Raw genomic sequence first — 15,314 nt, 5'->3', positions numbered from 1 at the left:
GCGGCCTCAGCTGCGGTGTCAGCGGCGCCCGCGGTCGCGGTCGCGGCGCGGGCGGAACAGGATGCCGGCGACCCAGTTGATCAGCGCGATGACGATCGCGGCGAGGACCGCGAGCCAGAAGTCGCCGATGCGCAGGCCCCAGTCCCAGCCCGAGGTCACCCACCCGGTGAGCCACAGCAGGAAGCCGTTGATGATGAAGGAGATGAGCCCGAGGGTCAGGATGTAGAGCGGGAAGGCGAGGAGCTTCAGCACGGTGCCGACGACGGCGTTGACCAGTCCGAAGATCAGCGCGATCAACAGCAGCGTGAGCACGAGCTGCAGGTCGTCGCCGGGCGCGAAGGGCACCACCTCGACCTGCAGGGCGGGGATGAGCGTCACGATCCAGATCGCGAACGCGTTGACGATCAGGCGGATGAACAGGCTCATGATGCCGCCAGTCTCCCACGCGGGGCGCTGTGCGTCATGCGTCCGAAACGGCGTCCTCCGTAGACTCGCAGGGTGACCGACCTGCCCGTGCGCATCCGACCCGAGATCGCGGCGTTGCCCGCCTACCGCCAGGGCCGCCAGGCCGCCGCCGACGCCTTCAAGCTGTCGAGCAACGAGAACCCGTTCGACCCGCTGCCCGGCGTCGTCGAGGCCGTGCGCGCGGCGACCACGTTCAACCGCTATCCCGACGCGTCGGCCGCGCGGCTGCGCGCCCGCCTCGCCGACCGTTACGCGGTCGCCCCCGACGGCGTGCACGTCGCCGCCGGATCGGTGTCGATCCTCTACCAGCTCGCGTCGGCGACGAGCGGGCCGGGCGACGAGATCATGTTCGCGTGGCGCTCGTTCGAGGCCTACCCGGGCCTCGCCGCCGTCGCGGGGGCGACCGCGGTCCTGGTGCCGCTGACGGCCGAGTCGGGTCACGACCTCGACGCGATGGCGGATGCCGTCACCGAGCGCACCCGCATGATCATCGTCTGCAGCCCCAACAACCCGACCGGCCCCGTCGTGTCGCAGGCGGCGTTCGACGCGTTCGTCGCCCGCGTGCCGCGCGACGTGCTGATCGTGCTCGACGAGGCGTACGCCGAGTTCGTCACCGACCCGGATGCCGTCACCGGCGCCGCCGTGCTCGCCGCCGGCCACGCGAACGTCGTCATCTTGCGCACGTTCTCGAAGGCGTACGGTCTGGCGGGGCTGCGCGTGGGGTACGCCATCGGCGACCATCGCATCCTCGACGCGGCCCGCAGCACCGGCATCCCGCTGTCGGTGACGGCCCAGGCCGAAGAGGCGGCGCTCGCGAGCCTCGATGCCGAGGATGAGCTGCTCGAGCGCGTTCGCCACATCGCCGGTCGTCGTGACGCGCTCGCCGACCGGCTGCGCGCTGCGGGATGGGACGTCCCCGTGGCCCAGGGCAACTTCGTCTGGCTCCCCGCGGGCGACCGGGCGCTCGAGATCGCCGAGGCCTTCGATGCGGCCGGGCTGATCGTCCGGGCCTTCGCCGGTGACGGTGTGCGGATCTCGATCGGCGAAGAGGAATCGATCGAGCGGATCGTCGCGGCCGCGGCATCCGTGCTGAGCTGACGGCTCATCGCGGGCGCCGGGTGTGGAGCTTGGCGATGACGGCGATCGACACCGCGACGACGACCCCGATCGCGAACGGTGACATGTCCTTCGACAGGCTCTCGGCGCTGCCGGGACGCAGCAGCCAGACGGCGAGCGGGGTCGCGTAGGCGACCGCCAGAGCGGCGACCCACCAGCGCATCGAGCGCATCCGGGCGTCGCGCAGCGTCGCGACGATCAGGACGACGACCGGTAGCGCGGCCAGCAGCGCGAACTCGCCGAGGACGAGGATCGGCACCGCCCAGGCGGAGATGAAGGCGGACATCGGGGCGCGGCGGGGTGCCGCGGTGGTGTGGACGGTGGGTCGGGTGGTGTCGGACATGGTTTTCTCTCTTTCGTGTCGCGAGGGTGGGAGAGCGGTTCAGTTCTTGCGTGCGAAGCCGGTGACGATCGCGGCGATGACCGCGACGGCGGCGGTGCCGGCGAAGAGCCAGGCGAAGCCGCCGGTCATCGCCTCGGGCGCGGGCACGCCGGCGGCGAGCAGGTCATCGGTGCGCAGCGCTGCCACGGTGCCCAGGACGGCGAGGCCGAGCGCGCCGCCGATCTGCTGACTCGTGTTCACCAGGCCGCCGGCGAGGCCCGACTCGCCGCCCTCGACGCCGTCGACGGACAGCTGGGTCGTGGTGACGAACGCGCCGCCCATGCCGACGCCGATGACGATGCTCGGGCCGAGGATGTCGGTGACGAACACCGCGTCGGCCGGAGCGAACGACAGCCACACCAGACCGCCGGCAAGCACGATGAGCGAGCCGATCAGGGTCGATCGGGCACCCAGGCGGGCGATGGCGGCGGGTGCGAGGCCGGCGACGATCACGAGAGCGCCCGCGAGCGGGAGCTGCGTCAGGCCGGTCGTGAGGGCGTCGTATCCGAGCACGGACTGCATGTAGACCGAGAGGGCGAAGAAGAGCGCGACCATGGCGGCGCCGCCCAGCAGCATGACGATGTTGCCGACGGTGAGGTTGCGGTTGCGGAAGACTCCGAGCGGGACGAGGGGCTCGCGGGTGCGTCGTTCGATCGCGACGAACGCGGTGCCGAGGACGACCGCGACCGCGGCCAGTCCGAGGGTGAGGGGGTGTACGAGGCCGACCTGCTCGATCGCGCTGAGGGCGCCGACGGCGGCGACGAGGGCGCCGGTGATGGTGGCGGCGCCCGGAACGTCGAGCTTGCCGCGCGCGCCGGATGCGTCACGGGTGATCAGCAGCGGGATGGTGACGAGCACGACGAGTCCGATCGGGACGTTGACGAAGAAGACCGACTGCCATCCGAGCGTGGCGGTGAGGATGCCGCCGAGCAGGACGCCCGCCGCCGAGCCGATGCCGGCGACCCCGCCCCATACGCCGAGCGCCCGGGTGCGGTCGCGGCTGTCGGCGAAGAGATGGGTGAGCAGCGCGAGGGCGGCGGGAGCCAGCAGCGCGGCCGAGGCGCCCTGCAGTGCGCGCGCGGCGAGCAGCATCTCGCTCGTGATCGACAGGCCCGCGAGCGCCGAGGTGGCGGCGAACCCGGCGGTTCCGATCAGGAAGACGCGGCGGTGCCCGTAGCGGTCGGCGAGGCGACCGCCCAGCAGCAGCAGACCGCCGAAGGCCAGCACGTAGGCCGTGACGACCCAGGCCAACGCCGTGGTGTCGATGCCGAGCTGCTGACCGAGCACCGGCAGCGCGATGTTGACGATCGAGGCATCGAGGACGACGAGGAACTGGGCGAGCGCCAGCACGCTGAGAGCGAGCCAGCGACGGGTGCTGCGCGGTGCCGTGCCGCTCGCGATGGTCGGTGGGGCGATCGTGGTCATGATTCTCCTTCAGGGGTGAGAGTGAGTACTCACTCACTCTTTCGGGCACACGTCGACGGCGTCGACGCGGGGCTCACTCGGGATGGCGGATGCCGTGGGACAGGATTCGGGCCCAGCTGGCCGGCACGTCTTCGACGCGCGCGGTCACGAGCAGGTGGCACAGCTGGCCGTAGGCGATGAAGCGCTGGACGTCGTCGTCGGCGGCGCCGGAGCGCTCTTTCACGAACTCCGTGACACGGGCCAGACCCGAACGCAGTGCCTCGCCGATCTCGGGGATGTCGGCGACCGACTGCGCATGGACCTGCAGCATCAGCAGGTCGCGGTCACGGATGAGGCCGGCATACGCCGCCCCCATCGCATCGAGCACGCCGTCCGACGTCTGCGCGTCCGCGGCATCCGCGCCTTCGGCCAGCGCTTCGAGGATCTGGACGAAGCACTCGTCGAGCGCCGCGACGAAGACGGTCTCTTTCCGGGGGAAGAGCTTGAAGACGTAGGCAGGTGAGATCTTCGCCTCGCGGGCGACATCGGCGACCGTGGCGCCGTGGTATCCCCCGCGGGCGAACTCGCGCAGCGCCGCTTTCGCGACGATCGGGCGGCGGACGTCCGCGGTCGAGAGGATGGAGCTGCGAGGTGACATGGGAGTGACTGTACACTCACTCACCGACACGCGCAACGCTCCGCGCGATGTCGGGACCGGTCAGACGTCGCGGATGCCGGAGCGGGCGCGCTCGCGCTGGCGCGCGATCAGGCCGACGATCACCACCACCGCGATCAGCAGTGTCGGGATGAGCCAGAACGAGGCGGCGCTCCGGGTCGCCGTGAGCGACGGTCCCGATTCCAATTCGGCCTCAGCGAGAAGGAACACGGCGGATTCGGCCGCCACGAGCCAGGCGTCGATCGTCATCCGCATGCGCCGCTCCCGTCGTCCGGTGGGTCCCTTCATGGTCGCCGCAGCCCGTGATCCGAGATCGCCCCCCCGCGGCTGAATGCGTGCCGCGACGCGGGAAGACCCGTGCTGCGGGCGGTCGCCTCCGTGCTGATCCCCGCCTCGGCGCGCTCGCGGACCCGCGGGGTGCGCGAGGGCCGAGCAACCCGGCTACCGTGAGCAGATGTCCCGAACCCGCGCCTTCGATGAGAACGCCGCCCTGGATGCCGCCATCGAGTTGTTCTGGGTGCGCGGCTACCGGGCGGCCTCGGTGAGCGACCTGTCGGCGGCGACCGGTCTGGCCAACGGCAGCCTGTACCAGGCGTGGGGCAGCAAGTGGGAGCTCTTCCTCGCGGCCTTCCGCCGCTACTGCGCGCGTCGCCTCGAGCTGGTCCGCGGGGCTGTCGAGGCGCGACCCGGGGATGTCGCAGCCACGGCGACCGGATTCCTCGATGCCATCGTCGCCGACTGCACCGGGCAGCCCGACCGGCGCGGCTGCCTGATGATCAACACGATGGCCGAGCTCGGCTCGTCTGCCGAGGTGGCGCAGATCAGCAACGAGACCGTGTCGAACATGGACCGCGCGGTCGCCGATGGCCTCGCCCGGGCGAGCGGCTTGGAGGTGCGGCATCCCGAGGTCGTGTCGTCGGCCGCGCACCTCGTGGCGGTCTCGCAGGCGGTGATCCAGTTCTCGCGCATCGGGCGAGACGAGAGCGACATCCGCGTCGTCACACGGCATGCCGCAGCGGGGGTCGCGCGCAGCCTCGCCGCGGCCGCCTGAGAGCGCTTCCCCCTCGCGCCGTCGAAGCGGTAGCTTTCTGGAGTGACCACTCCACTATCGGCGGCGGTGCCCCCGCACCTGGCCCAGCTGGGCGGATACCTGCGGGCGCGGCGGAACATCACCCAACCCGAGGACGTCGGACTCGAGCGGCTGCCCGGTCGCAGGGTGCCTGGTCTGCGCCGAGACGAGGTCGCCACCCTCGCCGGCATCAGCGCGGAGTACTACCTGCGGCTGGAGCAGGGCCGTGGTGCCCGTCCGTCCGACCAGGTGCTCGCGTCGATCGCCCGCGTCTTCGGGCTCGACGGCGAGGCTCGCGGCTACATGCTGCGGCTCGCGAGCGGGATGCCGCCCGCCCCGCCGCTCGCCCCCGGTGCGGCGGGGGAGCAGATCGCCCGGGTGCTCGCGAAGTGGACGCACACGCCGGCCTACATGTCTGACGCGCACCGCGACATCGTCGCGGCCAACCCGCTGGCCGCGGTGTTCGGCGGCGGCGGGCTCGCCGCCGGCAACAATCAGATCGCGAGCCTGTTCACCGAGCAGAACAAGACGGCCATCGTGGAGTGGGAGGACATGGCGCGCGCGGCGGTCGCGACGCTGCGCCGCGACGCCCACCCGGCATCGCCGCGTCTCCGACAGCTGGTCGCCCAGCTGTCGGCCGATCCCGACTTCGCGCGGATGTGGGCACGTCACGACGTCTCGGAACGAGAGGACGCCTGCTTCCACATCGCGGTCGAGGGCATCGGCGTGCTCGAGGTCGAGGCGCAGAACTTCGGCGTGCGCAGCCTGCCGGGCTATCAGCTCACCGTGCTGTCGGGAGCACCGGGCAGCGTCACCGAGACGGTGTTCGGTCGTCTTGCCGCGGCTCTCACGCTGGGTGGTACAACGGGGGCCTCTCAGGAGGCGGCTCCTTCTCTCTAGCGTCGGAAGCGCGCCGGAACCGGCGCCTCCCCCCGACACAGAAGGATGTCGCATGCCCTACATCACCACCGCCGATGGCACCCAGATCTACTACACCGACCTCGGCGAGGGACGCCCCGTGATCCTCAGCCACGGCTGGCCGCTGAGCTCGGACGCCTGGCAGGTCGAGCTGAAGCTCCTGGCCGACAACGGCTACCGTGCGATCGCCCACGACCGCCGGGGCCATGGCCGGTCGTCGCAGCCGTGGAACGGCAACGACATGGACACCTATGCGGCAGACCTCGCGGCACTCGTCGACGCCCTCGAGCTCGACGACCTCTCGCTCATCGGACACTCGACCGGTGGTGGCGAGGTCGTGCGGTTCGCCGCGCAGCACGGAAACGGCCGGGTGCGCAAGGTGATCACGGCGGGTGCCGTGCCCCCGGTCATGGTCCAGTCGGCGTCGAACCCCGAGGGGACGCCGATCGAGGTGTTCGACGGCATCCGCGCGGGCGTGCTGGCCGATCGTTCTCAGTTCTACCTCGACCTCACCGAGACGTTCTTCGGCGCGAACCGTCCGGGCGCGCAGGTGTCGCAGGGAGCGAAGTACGACTTCTGGCGTCAGGGCATGCTCGTGGGGCTCAAGGGCGCATACGACTGCATCAAGGCGTTCTCCGAGACCGACTTCACCGAGGACCTGCGCGCTCTCGACGTGCCGATCCTCATCGCGCACGGCGACGACGACCAGATCGTGCCGATCGCCGCGGCGGCGGAGAAGAGCATCGAGCTCGTCAGCAAGGGCACCCTGAAGGTGTACGCGGGCGCTCCGCACGGCATCTACGGCGACTACCAGCGAGAGCTGGGACAGGACATCCTCGCGTTCCTCGCCGAGTGACGCCCGCGGCGTGACGACCAACCGCCCGGGGGAGCGCGTGCTCCTCCGGGCGGTTCTGCGTGTCGCGCTGCTCAGTCCTCGTCGCCGGGCGGCGAGTAATCGCGCAGCGCGCGCGTCGCATGGTCGAGCGATCGGCGCAGCGGCTCGGTCTGGCCGGGGTCGATCGCTGCGAGCATATGGTCCTCGACGCTGCGCACCGCGGTGCTCGCCCGCCTCAGCCGTTCCCGGCCCGCCGCGGTGAGATCGACCGGCAGCGCGCGGCCGTGGGGGGCCTCGTCGGCTCGGTCGATCAGCCCCTCGCCTGCGAGCGCCTGCAGGACGGCGCCCATCGACTGCCGGGTGACGAAGGTCGCGCGCGCGAGCTCGGCACTCGACAGCCCGGGCCGCTGGGCGAGGATCTCGAGGGTCGCGTACTGCGTGATGGTCAGCCCGGACGGTCGAAGCGCCCGTTCCATCGCCGCGTGGTAGGCGCTGGCCGCCTCTTTCAGGCGGTAGCCGACCGCCGTGTCGAGGTCGATTCCATCGCTCGCAGAACGCATGTCAGGAGTATGACATAAGCTCTATGTCAGGCAACTGACATCAAGGAGAGATCATGCCCGTCACCGGTCCCGACTTCATCTCGCTGCAGGTTCGCGACATCGAACGATCAGCGCACTTCTACGAGCAGCACCTCGGCCTGTCGCGGCGGCCCGGTCCGCCCCACGCGGTCGTCTTCGACACTCAGCCCGTCCCGGTGGCGGTGCGCGAGCGGGTGGCGGGCTTCGACCTGGACGGCACCCCCGACCCGAGCGGCGGGGTCGCCGTCTGGATGCTCGACAGCGACGCCCGCGAGCGGTACGAGGCCTTCGTCGCAGCCGGCATCCACATTGCGGCCGAACCGGTGGAGGGCCCGTTCGGCTTCACCTTCGCCTTCGTCGACCCGGACGGCTACCGCATCACGCTGCACGATCGCGGCTGACCCGCGTCGTCGCCCACACCGTGCACAGCATCCACGTGACGCTCGCGGCAAGCACCGCCGCGAGCACCATGTGCGCCCCGACGGCCAGCGGCGGCAGGCCGTTGCGCGCCTGGAACAGTCCGACGGCGATCTGGCACGCCTCGACCGCCACCACCGCGACGGCCGCGCCCCGAGCCGGATGCCGCAGCGCCACCGTGACGGCCACGATGAGCACCGTCAGACCGAGCAACAGGTAGCTCGGGGTGGCGTGCAGGTGCTGCAGCACCGTCGCGTCGAAGCCGCTGCGGACCGCGGCCGCGTCGCCCGAGTGCGGGCCGGCACCGGTCGTCAGCACGCCGAGCACGGTTGTGACGCCCGCGAGCACAGCGATCGCGGCGGCCACCGGACGCAGCAGCCGCGACATCCGGACCTGCTGCTGCGGCGCGTCAGCGGCGGGTCGCAGTCGGAACAGGAACACCGTGCACACGCAGACGAGCAGCGTCGAGATCACGTAGTGGAGGCCGACGACGAACGGGTTCAGACCCGTGAGCACCGTGATCCCGCCGATGAGGGCCTGCAACAGGATGCCGCCCGCCACGACGACGGCCAGGTCGAACAGGTCGGGACGGTCACGGCGCCAGCGGATGACGGCGAGCACCACGGCGACCGCGATGAGGCCGAGCACGCCCGTCAGGGTGCGGTTGGCGAACTCGATGACGCCGTGAATGCCCATCTCTGGCGTGCTGACGAGCGACTCGGGGGTGCACAGCGGCCAGGTCGGGCAGCCGAGGCCCGACCCGGTCAGGCGCACGGCGCCGCCCGTCCCGATGATCAGGATGTTGGCGACGAGCGAGGCCCACGCGAGCCCGTGCAGCGCCCGGCTCGGGCCCGTGGGCAGCCGGAACCACAGTCGTCGAACCCGCGATGGCGCACCGGAGTCGCCGGTCTTCGGGCGCTCGGTCATGAGCGCGCGAAGAAGTCGAGGATCGCCGCCGAGATCTTCGCCCGTGCCTCGTCATCCGAGACGTCGGCGTCCTTGTCGCCCGGCTGCGGTCCATAGTCGCCGAACTGCGCGTGGTTGACGCCGTCGAGCTCGACGTACTCGGTGTGCGCCGGCATCAGCTCGCGCGAGGCGTCGGCCGCGTCGCGCTTGAGGAGGCCGTCGCGCGAGCCGGTGATCGCGATCGCCGACAGGTCGTCACGGTCGCTGAGATCGCCCAGCGAGCAGTACGACCCGAGCAGGACGAGGCCGGTGACGTCATCCCGTTCAGCGTAGGTGCAGGCGCGCACCCCGCCCTGGCTGTGGCCGCCGACCGCCCAGGTCGTCACATCGGGGGCTGCCGCCGTGAAGGTGGAGAAGTCGCGCCCCTCGATGATGGCCATGTTGAGGATCGGGCGGACGATGACGACGGTCAGACCCTCGGCGACCGCCTCGCGGAACGTCGGCACGTAGGCCTCGGGATCGACCTTCGCGCCGGCGAGGAACACCAGGCCCTGGTCCTGGAGCTCGGGGCTCGGGTCGCCCGTGGGCTCCATGACGACGAGGTCGCCGTCGACGCGGATGGCGATGCGGTCGTCGGCGCGCGCGGCGGCGAGCCCCGCCTCGGTGGCCGAGAAGGTGATGTTCGCCCACACGAGGAACGCGATGACGGCGGCGGCGATGAGTCCGAGCAGGCTGATGCCCGCGATGCGGATCGTGCGTACCGTGCGGGAGGGGCGGCGGCGTCCCGCCGGGGCGGTCATGCCGGTGTCGTCGGGTGTGGTGCGGGCGGTGTCGATGTCGGGGGCGGCGTGCTCGGTCATACCCGAGATACTACGGTAGCCGTATTAGTTTTCGCCGTACGATGGAGCCATGCCCGAGCCCGACCGCCCTGAAGGGGGCCTTGGCGACGCCGTCCGCGGCCTGCAGGACGCGATGCACGGGGCGACGATCGCGATCGCGCGGGCCATGGGGCTCAACGCCACCGACGCGAGCGCACTCGAGCACATCTCGTACGCGCAGGGGCAGATCGGTCCGACGGAACTCGGTGCTCGCCTGGGTATCTCGGCGTCCTCCGCGACCGAAGTGGTGCAGCGTCTCGTCGACTCCGGACACCTCGAGCGCCACCGCGACGAGCGCGACCGCCGGCGCTACGTCCTGGTGCCCACGGGCGCCGCGACCGACGAGGTGCGCACGCACCTGATCCCGCTGCGCCAGCGTCTCGATGAGCTCGAAGCATCGTTCACGGCGAGCGAGCGAACGGCCATCGCGAGGTACCTCTGTGGCGCCGCGGACGTGTTCCGCGACGCCACTCGGAATGCACCGGAGCGCTGACGATCCGGGCGCGGGTCAGTCGTCGGTCTCCGTGGCCAGGACCGCGCCGTCCGCGTCGAGGGTGACCTCGACCACGCCGCGGTCGGCGGTCGCGATCGACACCTCGAAGGGAGAACGGCCGTCGTCGTCGGCGTCGATCGAGAGGATGCGGCCATCGGCCTGAGCCAGCGCCGCCTCGACCATCATGCGCAGCGTCGCCTCGTCGAGCACGTTCTGCGGGTCGGTCGCGTCGGCATCGGCTGCCTCGGTTGAACGCACCGTCGCCGTGCCGTCGGCCGTCACCGTCACCTCGGTCTCACCGCGGTCGGCGCCGATCACCGTGACGTCCCAGGTGCCGTCGCGCTCGGCTTTGATCGCGACGACCTCGCCGGGTGCGGTAGCCACCGCCGCGTCGACAACCCGCACGAGGTCGTCGGCCGACGCCGCCCCCGCATCGGCGGGGAGTGCGTCGTCGGATGCCGCGCCGCGGTCGCCCTCGCTCGAGACGACGCTCGTCGCGCGGTCGTCATCGTCGTCCTCGTCGGCGATCGCCGCACCCACCGCAACTCCGCCACCGGCGAGGAGGGCGGCGGCGACGACGGCGGCGCCGGCGACGAGTGCGGTGCGTCCGCGGCGACGCGGTTTCGCGCCGGCGGTCGGCGTGGCGTCGTGACCCACCGTCGGCGCTGCCGAAGCGGCGGCCGGCGTGGTCTCGGGCGTGCCCGTGGTCGTGCCCTCGGACGAAGGCTGGGGGGTCGAGGCGGTGGTGTCGTTGTCGTTCATGACTCGATGGTCTCGACGGGCCGCTGAAGCACGCCTGAAGCGTCCTGAAGCCGTCTTCAGGTTGCGGTGCTGAGAGGCCTCGACACTCACTCGCCGGCGGGCAGGGTGACGGTGAAGCGCGCACCGCCCAGTGGTGAGTCCGACACGGTGACCGACCCGCCGCCGGCCTCGGCGATGCCGCGCACGATGGCCAGGCCGAGGCCGCTGCCGCCGGCATCCCGCGCGCGCGCCTCGTCGAGCCGCACGAACCGCTCGAACACCCGGTCGCGCTCGCCCGCCGGCACCCCGGACCCGTCGTCGTCGATGTGCAGGACGCCCCACCGGCCGTCTCCGCTCACCGTGGTGCTGACGCGGACCCGCGAGCGGGCGTGGCGCGCGGCGTTGTCGGCGAGGTTGCGTACGAGCCGGGCGAGCATCGCCGGGTCGCCCGTGACGCGTGCAGCTGCGATGCCGGACCCGTCGACCTCGAGCGTGAACGACGCGCCCGCACCACCGGAGCGCAGACGCGACACCTCGGCCAGAGCGAGGTCGTCCAGGTCGACGCTCGTGCGTCGCTGCGGTGCGTGCTCGTCGAGTCGGGCCAGCAGCAGCAGCGCGTCGACGAGCTCCTGCATTCGCACGCCCTCCGCGACGACGACCTCGGCGAGGTCGTCGAGCGACGTCGCCTCGGGGTGCGCGCGCGCCAGCTCGCCGTGTTGCCGGATCGTCGCGAGCGGGGAGCGGAGCTCGTGCGAGGCGTCCGAGACGAAGCGTCGCTGCGCCGTCGCCGCAGCATCGAGGCGGTCCAGCATGCGGTTCATGGTGACCGCGAGCGCGGCGATCTCGTCGCGGCTCAGGGGTTCCGCGATGCGGCGGTCGAGGCGGTCGCCCGTGATGTCGTCGACGTCCGCCCGGATTCGCGCGACGGGCCGCAGGGCCCGTCCCACGACCCACCAGGTCACCGCGGCGACCAGCAGCACGACGAGGCCGGTCGACACGGCGAGCAGGAGGGCGACGGTGCCGAGGGTCTCGGCGTCGTCCTCGAGGGGCACCGCGAGCACGAGCTCCCGCTCGTCGTCGAGCTCCTCGCGCACGATCAGCACGGACTCGCCGTCGTAGCGGGCGGTGTCGCCGGCGTCCGCGGGCGGCAGCGGTGCCCCCTCGGTCTCGGGCGACGCGGCGGTCACGGCGGTTCCGACGCGCAGCTCGACCAGCTCGTCGTCGAGGTCATCGAGCACACCCGGACCCTCCGTCTCGACCCGCGCCGCGATCTGCTCGGCACGAGCCTCGGCGGCGCGTTCGGTCGCGACGCGGATGCTCCCGGCCAGCACGGCGTGGAAGGCGAGCGAGCCCAGGATCATCACGACCGCGACGGCGGCCGTGGCGACGACCGTGATGCGCGTGCGGAGCGACCACGACCGGATGCCGCGCCCCCGCCTCATCCGTTCAGCCACCGTCCGCCGCCAGACGGTAGCCCGCGCCGCGGACCGTCTCGATGGCCTCGCGGCCGAAGGGCCGGTCGACCTTGCGGCGCAGGTGGCCGACGTAGACCTCGACGATGTTCGGGTCGCCGTCGAAGTCGTCGTCCCACACGCCGGCGATGAGGTCGCGCTTGGAGACGACCTGGCCGCGGTGGCGCATCAGGTGCTCGAGGACGGCGAACTCCCGCGCCGTCAGGTCGATGGGGGAGTCGCCGCGACGGACGCGACGCGCGCCGGAGTCGAGGCGCAGATCACCCGCCTCGAGGACGACGGGTCGCGCGACGCCACCGCGGCGGATGAGCGCGCGCAGTCGCGCGACGAGCACCGGGTACGAGAACGGCTTGGTGACGTAGTCGTCGGCGCCGGACTCGAGCGCCTCGACCTGATCCCACTCGCCGTCCTTCGCCGTCAGCATGAGGACGGGGGTCCAGTTCTCCTCCGCGCGCAGCGCCTCGCAGACCTTCCATCCGCTCATGCCCGGCATCATGAGGTCGAGCACGATGGCGTCGTACCGCGTCTCGCGGGCGCGCCACAGGCCGTCGACGCCGTTGTGCGCGACGTCGACGGCAAAGCCCTCGGCTTCGAGCCCGCGGCGCACGCCATCCGCGAGGCGCGCCTCGTCGTCGACCACCAGTACTCGCATCGAACCCAGTGTGGCGGGTCGATGCTGAAGCAGGCCTGAAGCGGTGGGTACGGGGGCCTGGCGTGGTCTCGACGGGTCGCGCGCCGGCTCGCGGGTTGTGACGGGGGCACCGCGGATCGCGGCATCCATTGTCGACCTCATGCAGAACCGGTCATATCGGGGGCGTTAGCGTGGGAGGGTGACCGACGAAGCAGAACACGATCCCGCTCTCGTCCGCGTCCTCGCGGCCGACGGCACACTCGACCCCTCGCCGGAGGCCGAACGCTACCTGCCCCTCATCGAGGCGCTGCCCGACTCCGAGCTCGAGACGTTCTACCGCGACATGGTCACGGTGCGCGCATTCGACCGTCAGGCCACCAACCTGCAGCGGCAGGGCCAGCTCGCGCTGTGGCCGCCGTCCTTCGGCCAGGAGGCGGCGCAGGTCGGCTCGGCGCGCGCGACCCGCCCGCAGGACCACCTCTTCCCGTCGTACCGCGAGCACGTCGTCTGCACGATCCGCGGGGTCGATCCCATCGACATCATCCGGCTCATGCGCGGACTGACCCACGGCGGATGGGATCCGACCGACCCCAAGAACGGCAACACCCACATCTACACGCTCGTCCTCGGCTCGCAGACGCTGCACGCGTCGGGCTACGGCATGGGCATGGTGTTCGACGGCCGTACCGGCACGGGCGACCCCGAGCGAGACGCGGCCGTCATCGTCTACTACGGCGACGGCGCCTCGAGCCAGGGCGACGTGCACGAGGCGATGGTCTTCGCCACGAGCTACAACACCCCGCAGGTGTTCTTCCTGCAGAACAACCACTGGGCGATCTCGGTGCCCGTCTCGACGCAGTCCAAGGTGCCGCTCGTGCGCCGCGGCGCCGGATACGGCATGCCGTCGGTTCGCGTCGACGGCAACGACGTGCTCGCCAGCTACGCCGTCACCAAGCTCGCCCTCGACGAAGCCCGCTCCGGCGAGGGGCCACGCGCGATCGAGGCCCTGACCTACCGCATGGGCGCGCACACGACGAGCGACGACCCCACGAAGTACCGCACGAGCGACGAAGAGGCCTTCTGGGCGCAGCGCGACCCGATCGCGCGGATGCGCGGCTACCTCGAGGGTCGCGGCGCGGCGGCATCCTTCTTCGACGAGGTGGATGCCGCGGCCGCGGCGTACGCCGACGACGTGCGCGTCCGCACCAACGCGCTCGTCGCCCCCGAGCCCGACAGCATGTTCGCGCACGTCTACAGCGAGCAGCATCCGCTCGTCGACCAGCAGCGGCAATGGCTCGCCGACTACGAGGCATCCTTCGAGGGAGGACGCGCATGAGCGTCGAGACGCTGCCGTTCAGCAAGGCGCTCAACGCGGGCATGCGCCGCGCGATGCAGGACGACGACCACGTCCTGCTCATGGGGGAGGACATCGGCCGTCTCGGCGGCGTCTTCCGCGTGACCGAAGGGCTGCAGGCCGAGTTCGGCGACCGTCGGGTGCTCGACACGCCCCTGGCCGAGTCCGGCATCGTCGGCACGGCGATCGGCCTCGCGATGGCGGGCTTCCGCCCCGTGTGCGAGATCCAGTTCGACGGCTTCGTCTTCCCCGCGTTCGACCAGATCACGACGCAGCTGGCGAAGCTCACCAACCGGCACGACGGACGGATGTCGTTCCCCGTCGTCATCCGCATCCCGTACGGCGGCCACATCGGCGCCGTCGAGCACCACCAGGAGAGCCCCGAGGCGTACTTCACGCACACGCCGGGCCTGCGGGTCGTGTCGCCGTCGACGCCGAACGACGCGTACTGGATGATCCAGGACGCCATCGCCTCGCCCGACCCCGTGATCTTCCTCGAGCCGAAGTCGCGGTACTGGCCGAAGGGTGAGGTCGACCTGGCCGCTCGGGCACTGCCGCTGCACGCCTCGCGCGTCGTGCGCCGCGGCACCGACGTCACGCTCGTCGGCCACGGCGCCATGGTCACCGTGCTGCTGCAGGCCGCCGCGCTCGCCGAGAGCGAGGGCATCTCGTGCGAGGTCGTCGACCTGCGATCACTCTCGCCCGTGGACTACGGTCCGATCGTCGAGTCGGTGCGTCGTACGGGACGCATGGTCTACGGCCAGGAGGCGCCGGGATTCACCTCGCTCGGCTCCGAGATCGCCGCGACCGTGACCGAGCAGGCCTTCTTCTCACTCGAGGCGCCCGTCCTGCGGGTGTCGGGATTCGACGTGCCGTTCCCCGCCGCGAAGCTCGAGGGCTCGTACCTGCCCGACGCCGACCGCATCCTCGAGGCCGTCGACCGCGCCCTCGCCTACTGACCATCCGCCGCTCCTGCGAG

The 15,314-nt window shown here is 71.5% G+C and carries 19 protein-coding genes; 8 read left to right on the top strand and 11 right to left on the bottom strand.

Annotation, left to right across the window (positions count from 1 at the left end; translation table 11 throughout):
• Positions 1-18: 18 nt before the first annotated feature.
• Entirely contained in the window at positions 19-426 is a 408-nt protein-coding gene (locus JOF37_RS09060) for a phage holin family protein (protein ID WP_210006523.1), read from the bottom strand.
• Positions 427-498: 72 nt separating this feature from the next.
• Between JOF37_RS09060 and JOF37_RS09055 the strand changes: the two genes are divergently transcribed.
• A complete protein-coding gene (locus JOF37_RS09055) occupies positions 499-1,563 on the top strand; it encodes a histidinol-phosphate transaminase (RefSeq protein WP_210006522.1) in 1,065 nt (354 codons plus the stop codon).
• 4 nt (positions 1,564-1,567) lie between these two features.
• On the opposite strand, the gene JOF37_RS09050 is transcribed toward JOF37_RS09055, so the two are convergent.
• The 4 genes from JOF37_RS09050 to JOF37_RS09035 all read right to left on the bottom strand — a co-directional run bounded on the left by JOF37_RS09050 (position 1,568) and on the right by JOF37_RS09035 (position 4,298).
• On the bottom strand, positions 1,568-1,924 hold the full coding sequence (locus JOF37_RS09050; RefSeq protein ID WP_210006521.1) for a hypothetical protein: 357 nt from the start codon (positions 1,922-1,924) through the stop codon (positions 1,568-1,570).
• 39 nt (positions 1,925-1,963) lie between these two features.
• Positions 1,964-3,388: an MFS transporter gene (locus JOF37_RS09045; protein ID WP_210006520.1), complete on the bottom strand. Its 1,425-nt coding sequence runs from the start codon at positions 3,386-3,388 to the stop codon at positions 1,964-1,966.
• Positions 3,389-3,461: 73 nt separating this feature from the next.
• The gene (locus JOF37_RS09040; RefSeq protein WP_210006519.1) at positions 3,462-4,025 is read right to left on the bottom strand and encodes a TetR/AcrR family transcriptional regulator; all 564 of its coding nucleotides are present in this window, start codon (positions 4,023-4,025) and stop codon (positions 3,462-3,464) included.
• Between the two features lie 60 nt (positions 4,026-4,085).
• Entirely contained in the window at positions 4,086-4,298 is a 213-nt protein-coding gene (locus JOF37_RS09035) for a hypothetical protein (RefSeq protein WP_210006518.1), read from the bottom strand.
• A gap of 199 nt (positions 4,299-4,497) precedes the next feature.
• On the opposite strand from JOF37_RS09035, the gene JOF37_RS09030 reads away from it, so the two are divergent.
• Genes JOF37_RS09030 through JOF37_RS09020 form a run of 3 tightly spaced genes read left to right on the top strand, consistent with a single transcriptional unit; the run spans position 4,498 to position 6,886 of the window.
• Entirely contained in the window at positions 4,498-5,094 is a 597-nt protein-coding gene (locus JOF37_RS09030; protein ID WP_210006517.1) for a TetR/AcrR family transcriptional regulator, read from the top strand.
• 42 nt (positions 5,095-5,136) lie between these two features.
• Positions 5,137-6,012 carry a helix-turn-helix transcriptional regulator gene (locus JOF37_RS09025; protein ID WP_210006516.1) on the top strand — a complete coding sequence of 292 codons (876 nt, stop codon included), beginning with the start codon at positions 5,137-5,139 and terminating at the stop codon, positions 6,010-6,012.
• A gap of 52 nt (positions 6,013-6,064) precedes the next feature.
• On the top strand, positions 6,065-6,886 hold the full coding sequence (locus JOF37_RS09020) for an alpha/beta fold hydrolase (RefSeq protein ID WP_210006515.1): 822 nt from the start codon (positions 6,065-6,067) through the stop codon (positions 6,884-6,886).
• 71 nt (positions 6,887-6,957) lie between these two features.
• On the opposite strand, the gene JOF37_RS09015 is transcribed toward JOF37_RS09020, so the two are convergent.
• Positions 6,958-7,425 carry a MarR family winged helix-turn-helix transcriptional regulator gene (locus JOF37_RS09015; protein WP_210006514.1) on the bottom strand — a complete coding sequence of 156 codons (468 nt, stop codon included), beginning with the start codon at positions 7,423-7,425 and terminating at the stop codon, positions 6,958-6,960.
• A 53-nt stretch (positions 7,426-7,478) separates the two neighbouring features.
• On the opposite strand from JOF37_RS09015, the gene JOF37_RS09010 reads away from it, so the two are divergent.
• Positions 7,479-7,844, top strand: a complete 366-nt coding sequence (locus tag JOF37_RS09010) for a VOC family protein (RefSeq protein WP_210006513.1) — start codon at positions 7,479-7,481, stop codon at positions 7,842-7,844.
• Here the strand turns inward: JOF37_RS09010 and JOF37_RS09005 are convergent.
• On the bottom strand, positions 7,822-8,787 hold the full coding sequence (locus JOF37_RS09005) for a COX15/CtaA family protein (RefSeq protein WP_210006512.1): 966 nt from the start codon (positions 8,785-8,787) through the stop codon (positions 7,822-7,824). The two genes, JOF37_RS09010 and JOF37_RS09005, sit on opposite strands and share 23 nt — an antisense overlap.
• Entirely contained in the window at positions 8,784-9,626 is an 843-nt protein-coding gene (locus JOF37_RS09000; protein WP_245338135.1) for an alpha/beta hydrolase, read from the bottom strand. The genes JOF37_RS09005 and JOF37_RS09000 overlap by 4 nt, the downstream gene beginning before the upstream one ends.
• A gap of 49 nt (positions 9,627-9,675) precedes the next feature.
• Here JOF37_RS09000 and JOF37_RS08995 point away from each other — a divergent pair, with 49 nt between their 5' ends.
• On the top strand, positions 9,676-10,137 hold the full coding sequence (locus tag JOF37_RS08995) for a MarR family winged helix-turn-helix transcriptional regulator (protein WP_210006511.1): 462 nt from the start codon (positions 9,676-9,678) through the stop codon (positions 10,135-10,137).
• Positions 10,138-10,152: 15 nt separating this feature from the next.
• Here the strand turns inward: JOF37_RS08995 and JOF37_RS08990 are convergent, their stop codons facing one another.
• The 3 genes from JOF37_RS08990 to JOF37_RS08980 form a co-directional block, all read right to left on the bottom strand.
• Positions 10,153-10,899 (bottom strand): PepSY domain-containing protein, encoded by a 747-nt coding sequence (locus JOF37_RS08990; RefSeq protein ID WP_210006510.1) that lies wholly within the window; start codon positions 10,897-10,899, stop codon positions 10,153-10,155.
• 86 nt (positions 10,900-10,985) lie between these two features.
• Positions 10,986-12,332, bottom strand: coding sequence for a sensor histidine kinase (locus JOF37_RS08985; RefSeq protein ID WP_307803456.1), 1,347 nt, complete (start codon positions 12,330-12,332; stop codon positions 10,986-10,988).
• Positions 12,325-13,002 carry a response regulator transcription factor gene (locus JOF37_RS08980; RefSeq protein ID WP_210006509.1) on the bottom strand — a complete coding sequence of 226 codons (678 nt, stop codon included), beginning with the start codon at positions 13,000-13,002 and terminating at the stop codon, positions 12,325-12,327. Before JOF37_RS08980 ends, JOF37_RS08985 begins: the two co-directional genes overlap by 8 nt.
• A 178-nt stretch (positions 13,003-13,180) precedes the next feature.
• On the opposite strand from JOF37_RS08980, the gene JOF37_RS08975 reads away from it, so the two are divergent.
• Entirely contained in the window at positions 13,181-14,317 is a 1,137-nt protein-coding gene (locus JOF37_RS08975; protein WP_210006508.1) for a thiamine pyrophosphate-dependent dehydrogenase E1 component subunit alpha, read from the top strand.
• On the top strand, positions 14,314-15,294 hold the full coding sequence (locus JOF37_RS08970) for an alpha-ketoacid dehydrogenase subunit beta (protein ID WP_210006507.1): 981 nt from the start codon (positions 14,314-14,316) through the stop codon (positions 15,292-15,294). Before JOF37_RS08975 ends, JOF37_RS08970 begins: the two co-directional genes overlap by 4 nt.
• Positions 15,295-15,314: the final 20 nt, after the last annotated feature.

The sequence above is a fragment of the Microbacterium imperiale genome, from assembly GCF_017876655.1.
Classification (GTDB): domain Bacteria; phylum Actinomycetota; class Actinomycetes; order Actinomycetales; family Microbacteriaceae; genus Microbacterium; species Microbacterium imperiale.
This window is presented reverse-complemented; position numbering and strand designations above follow the sequence as displayed.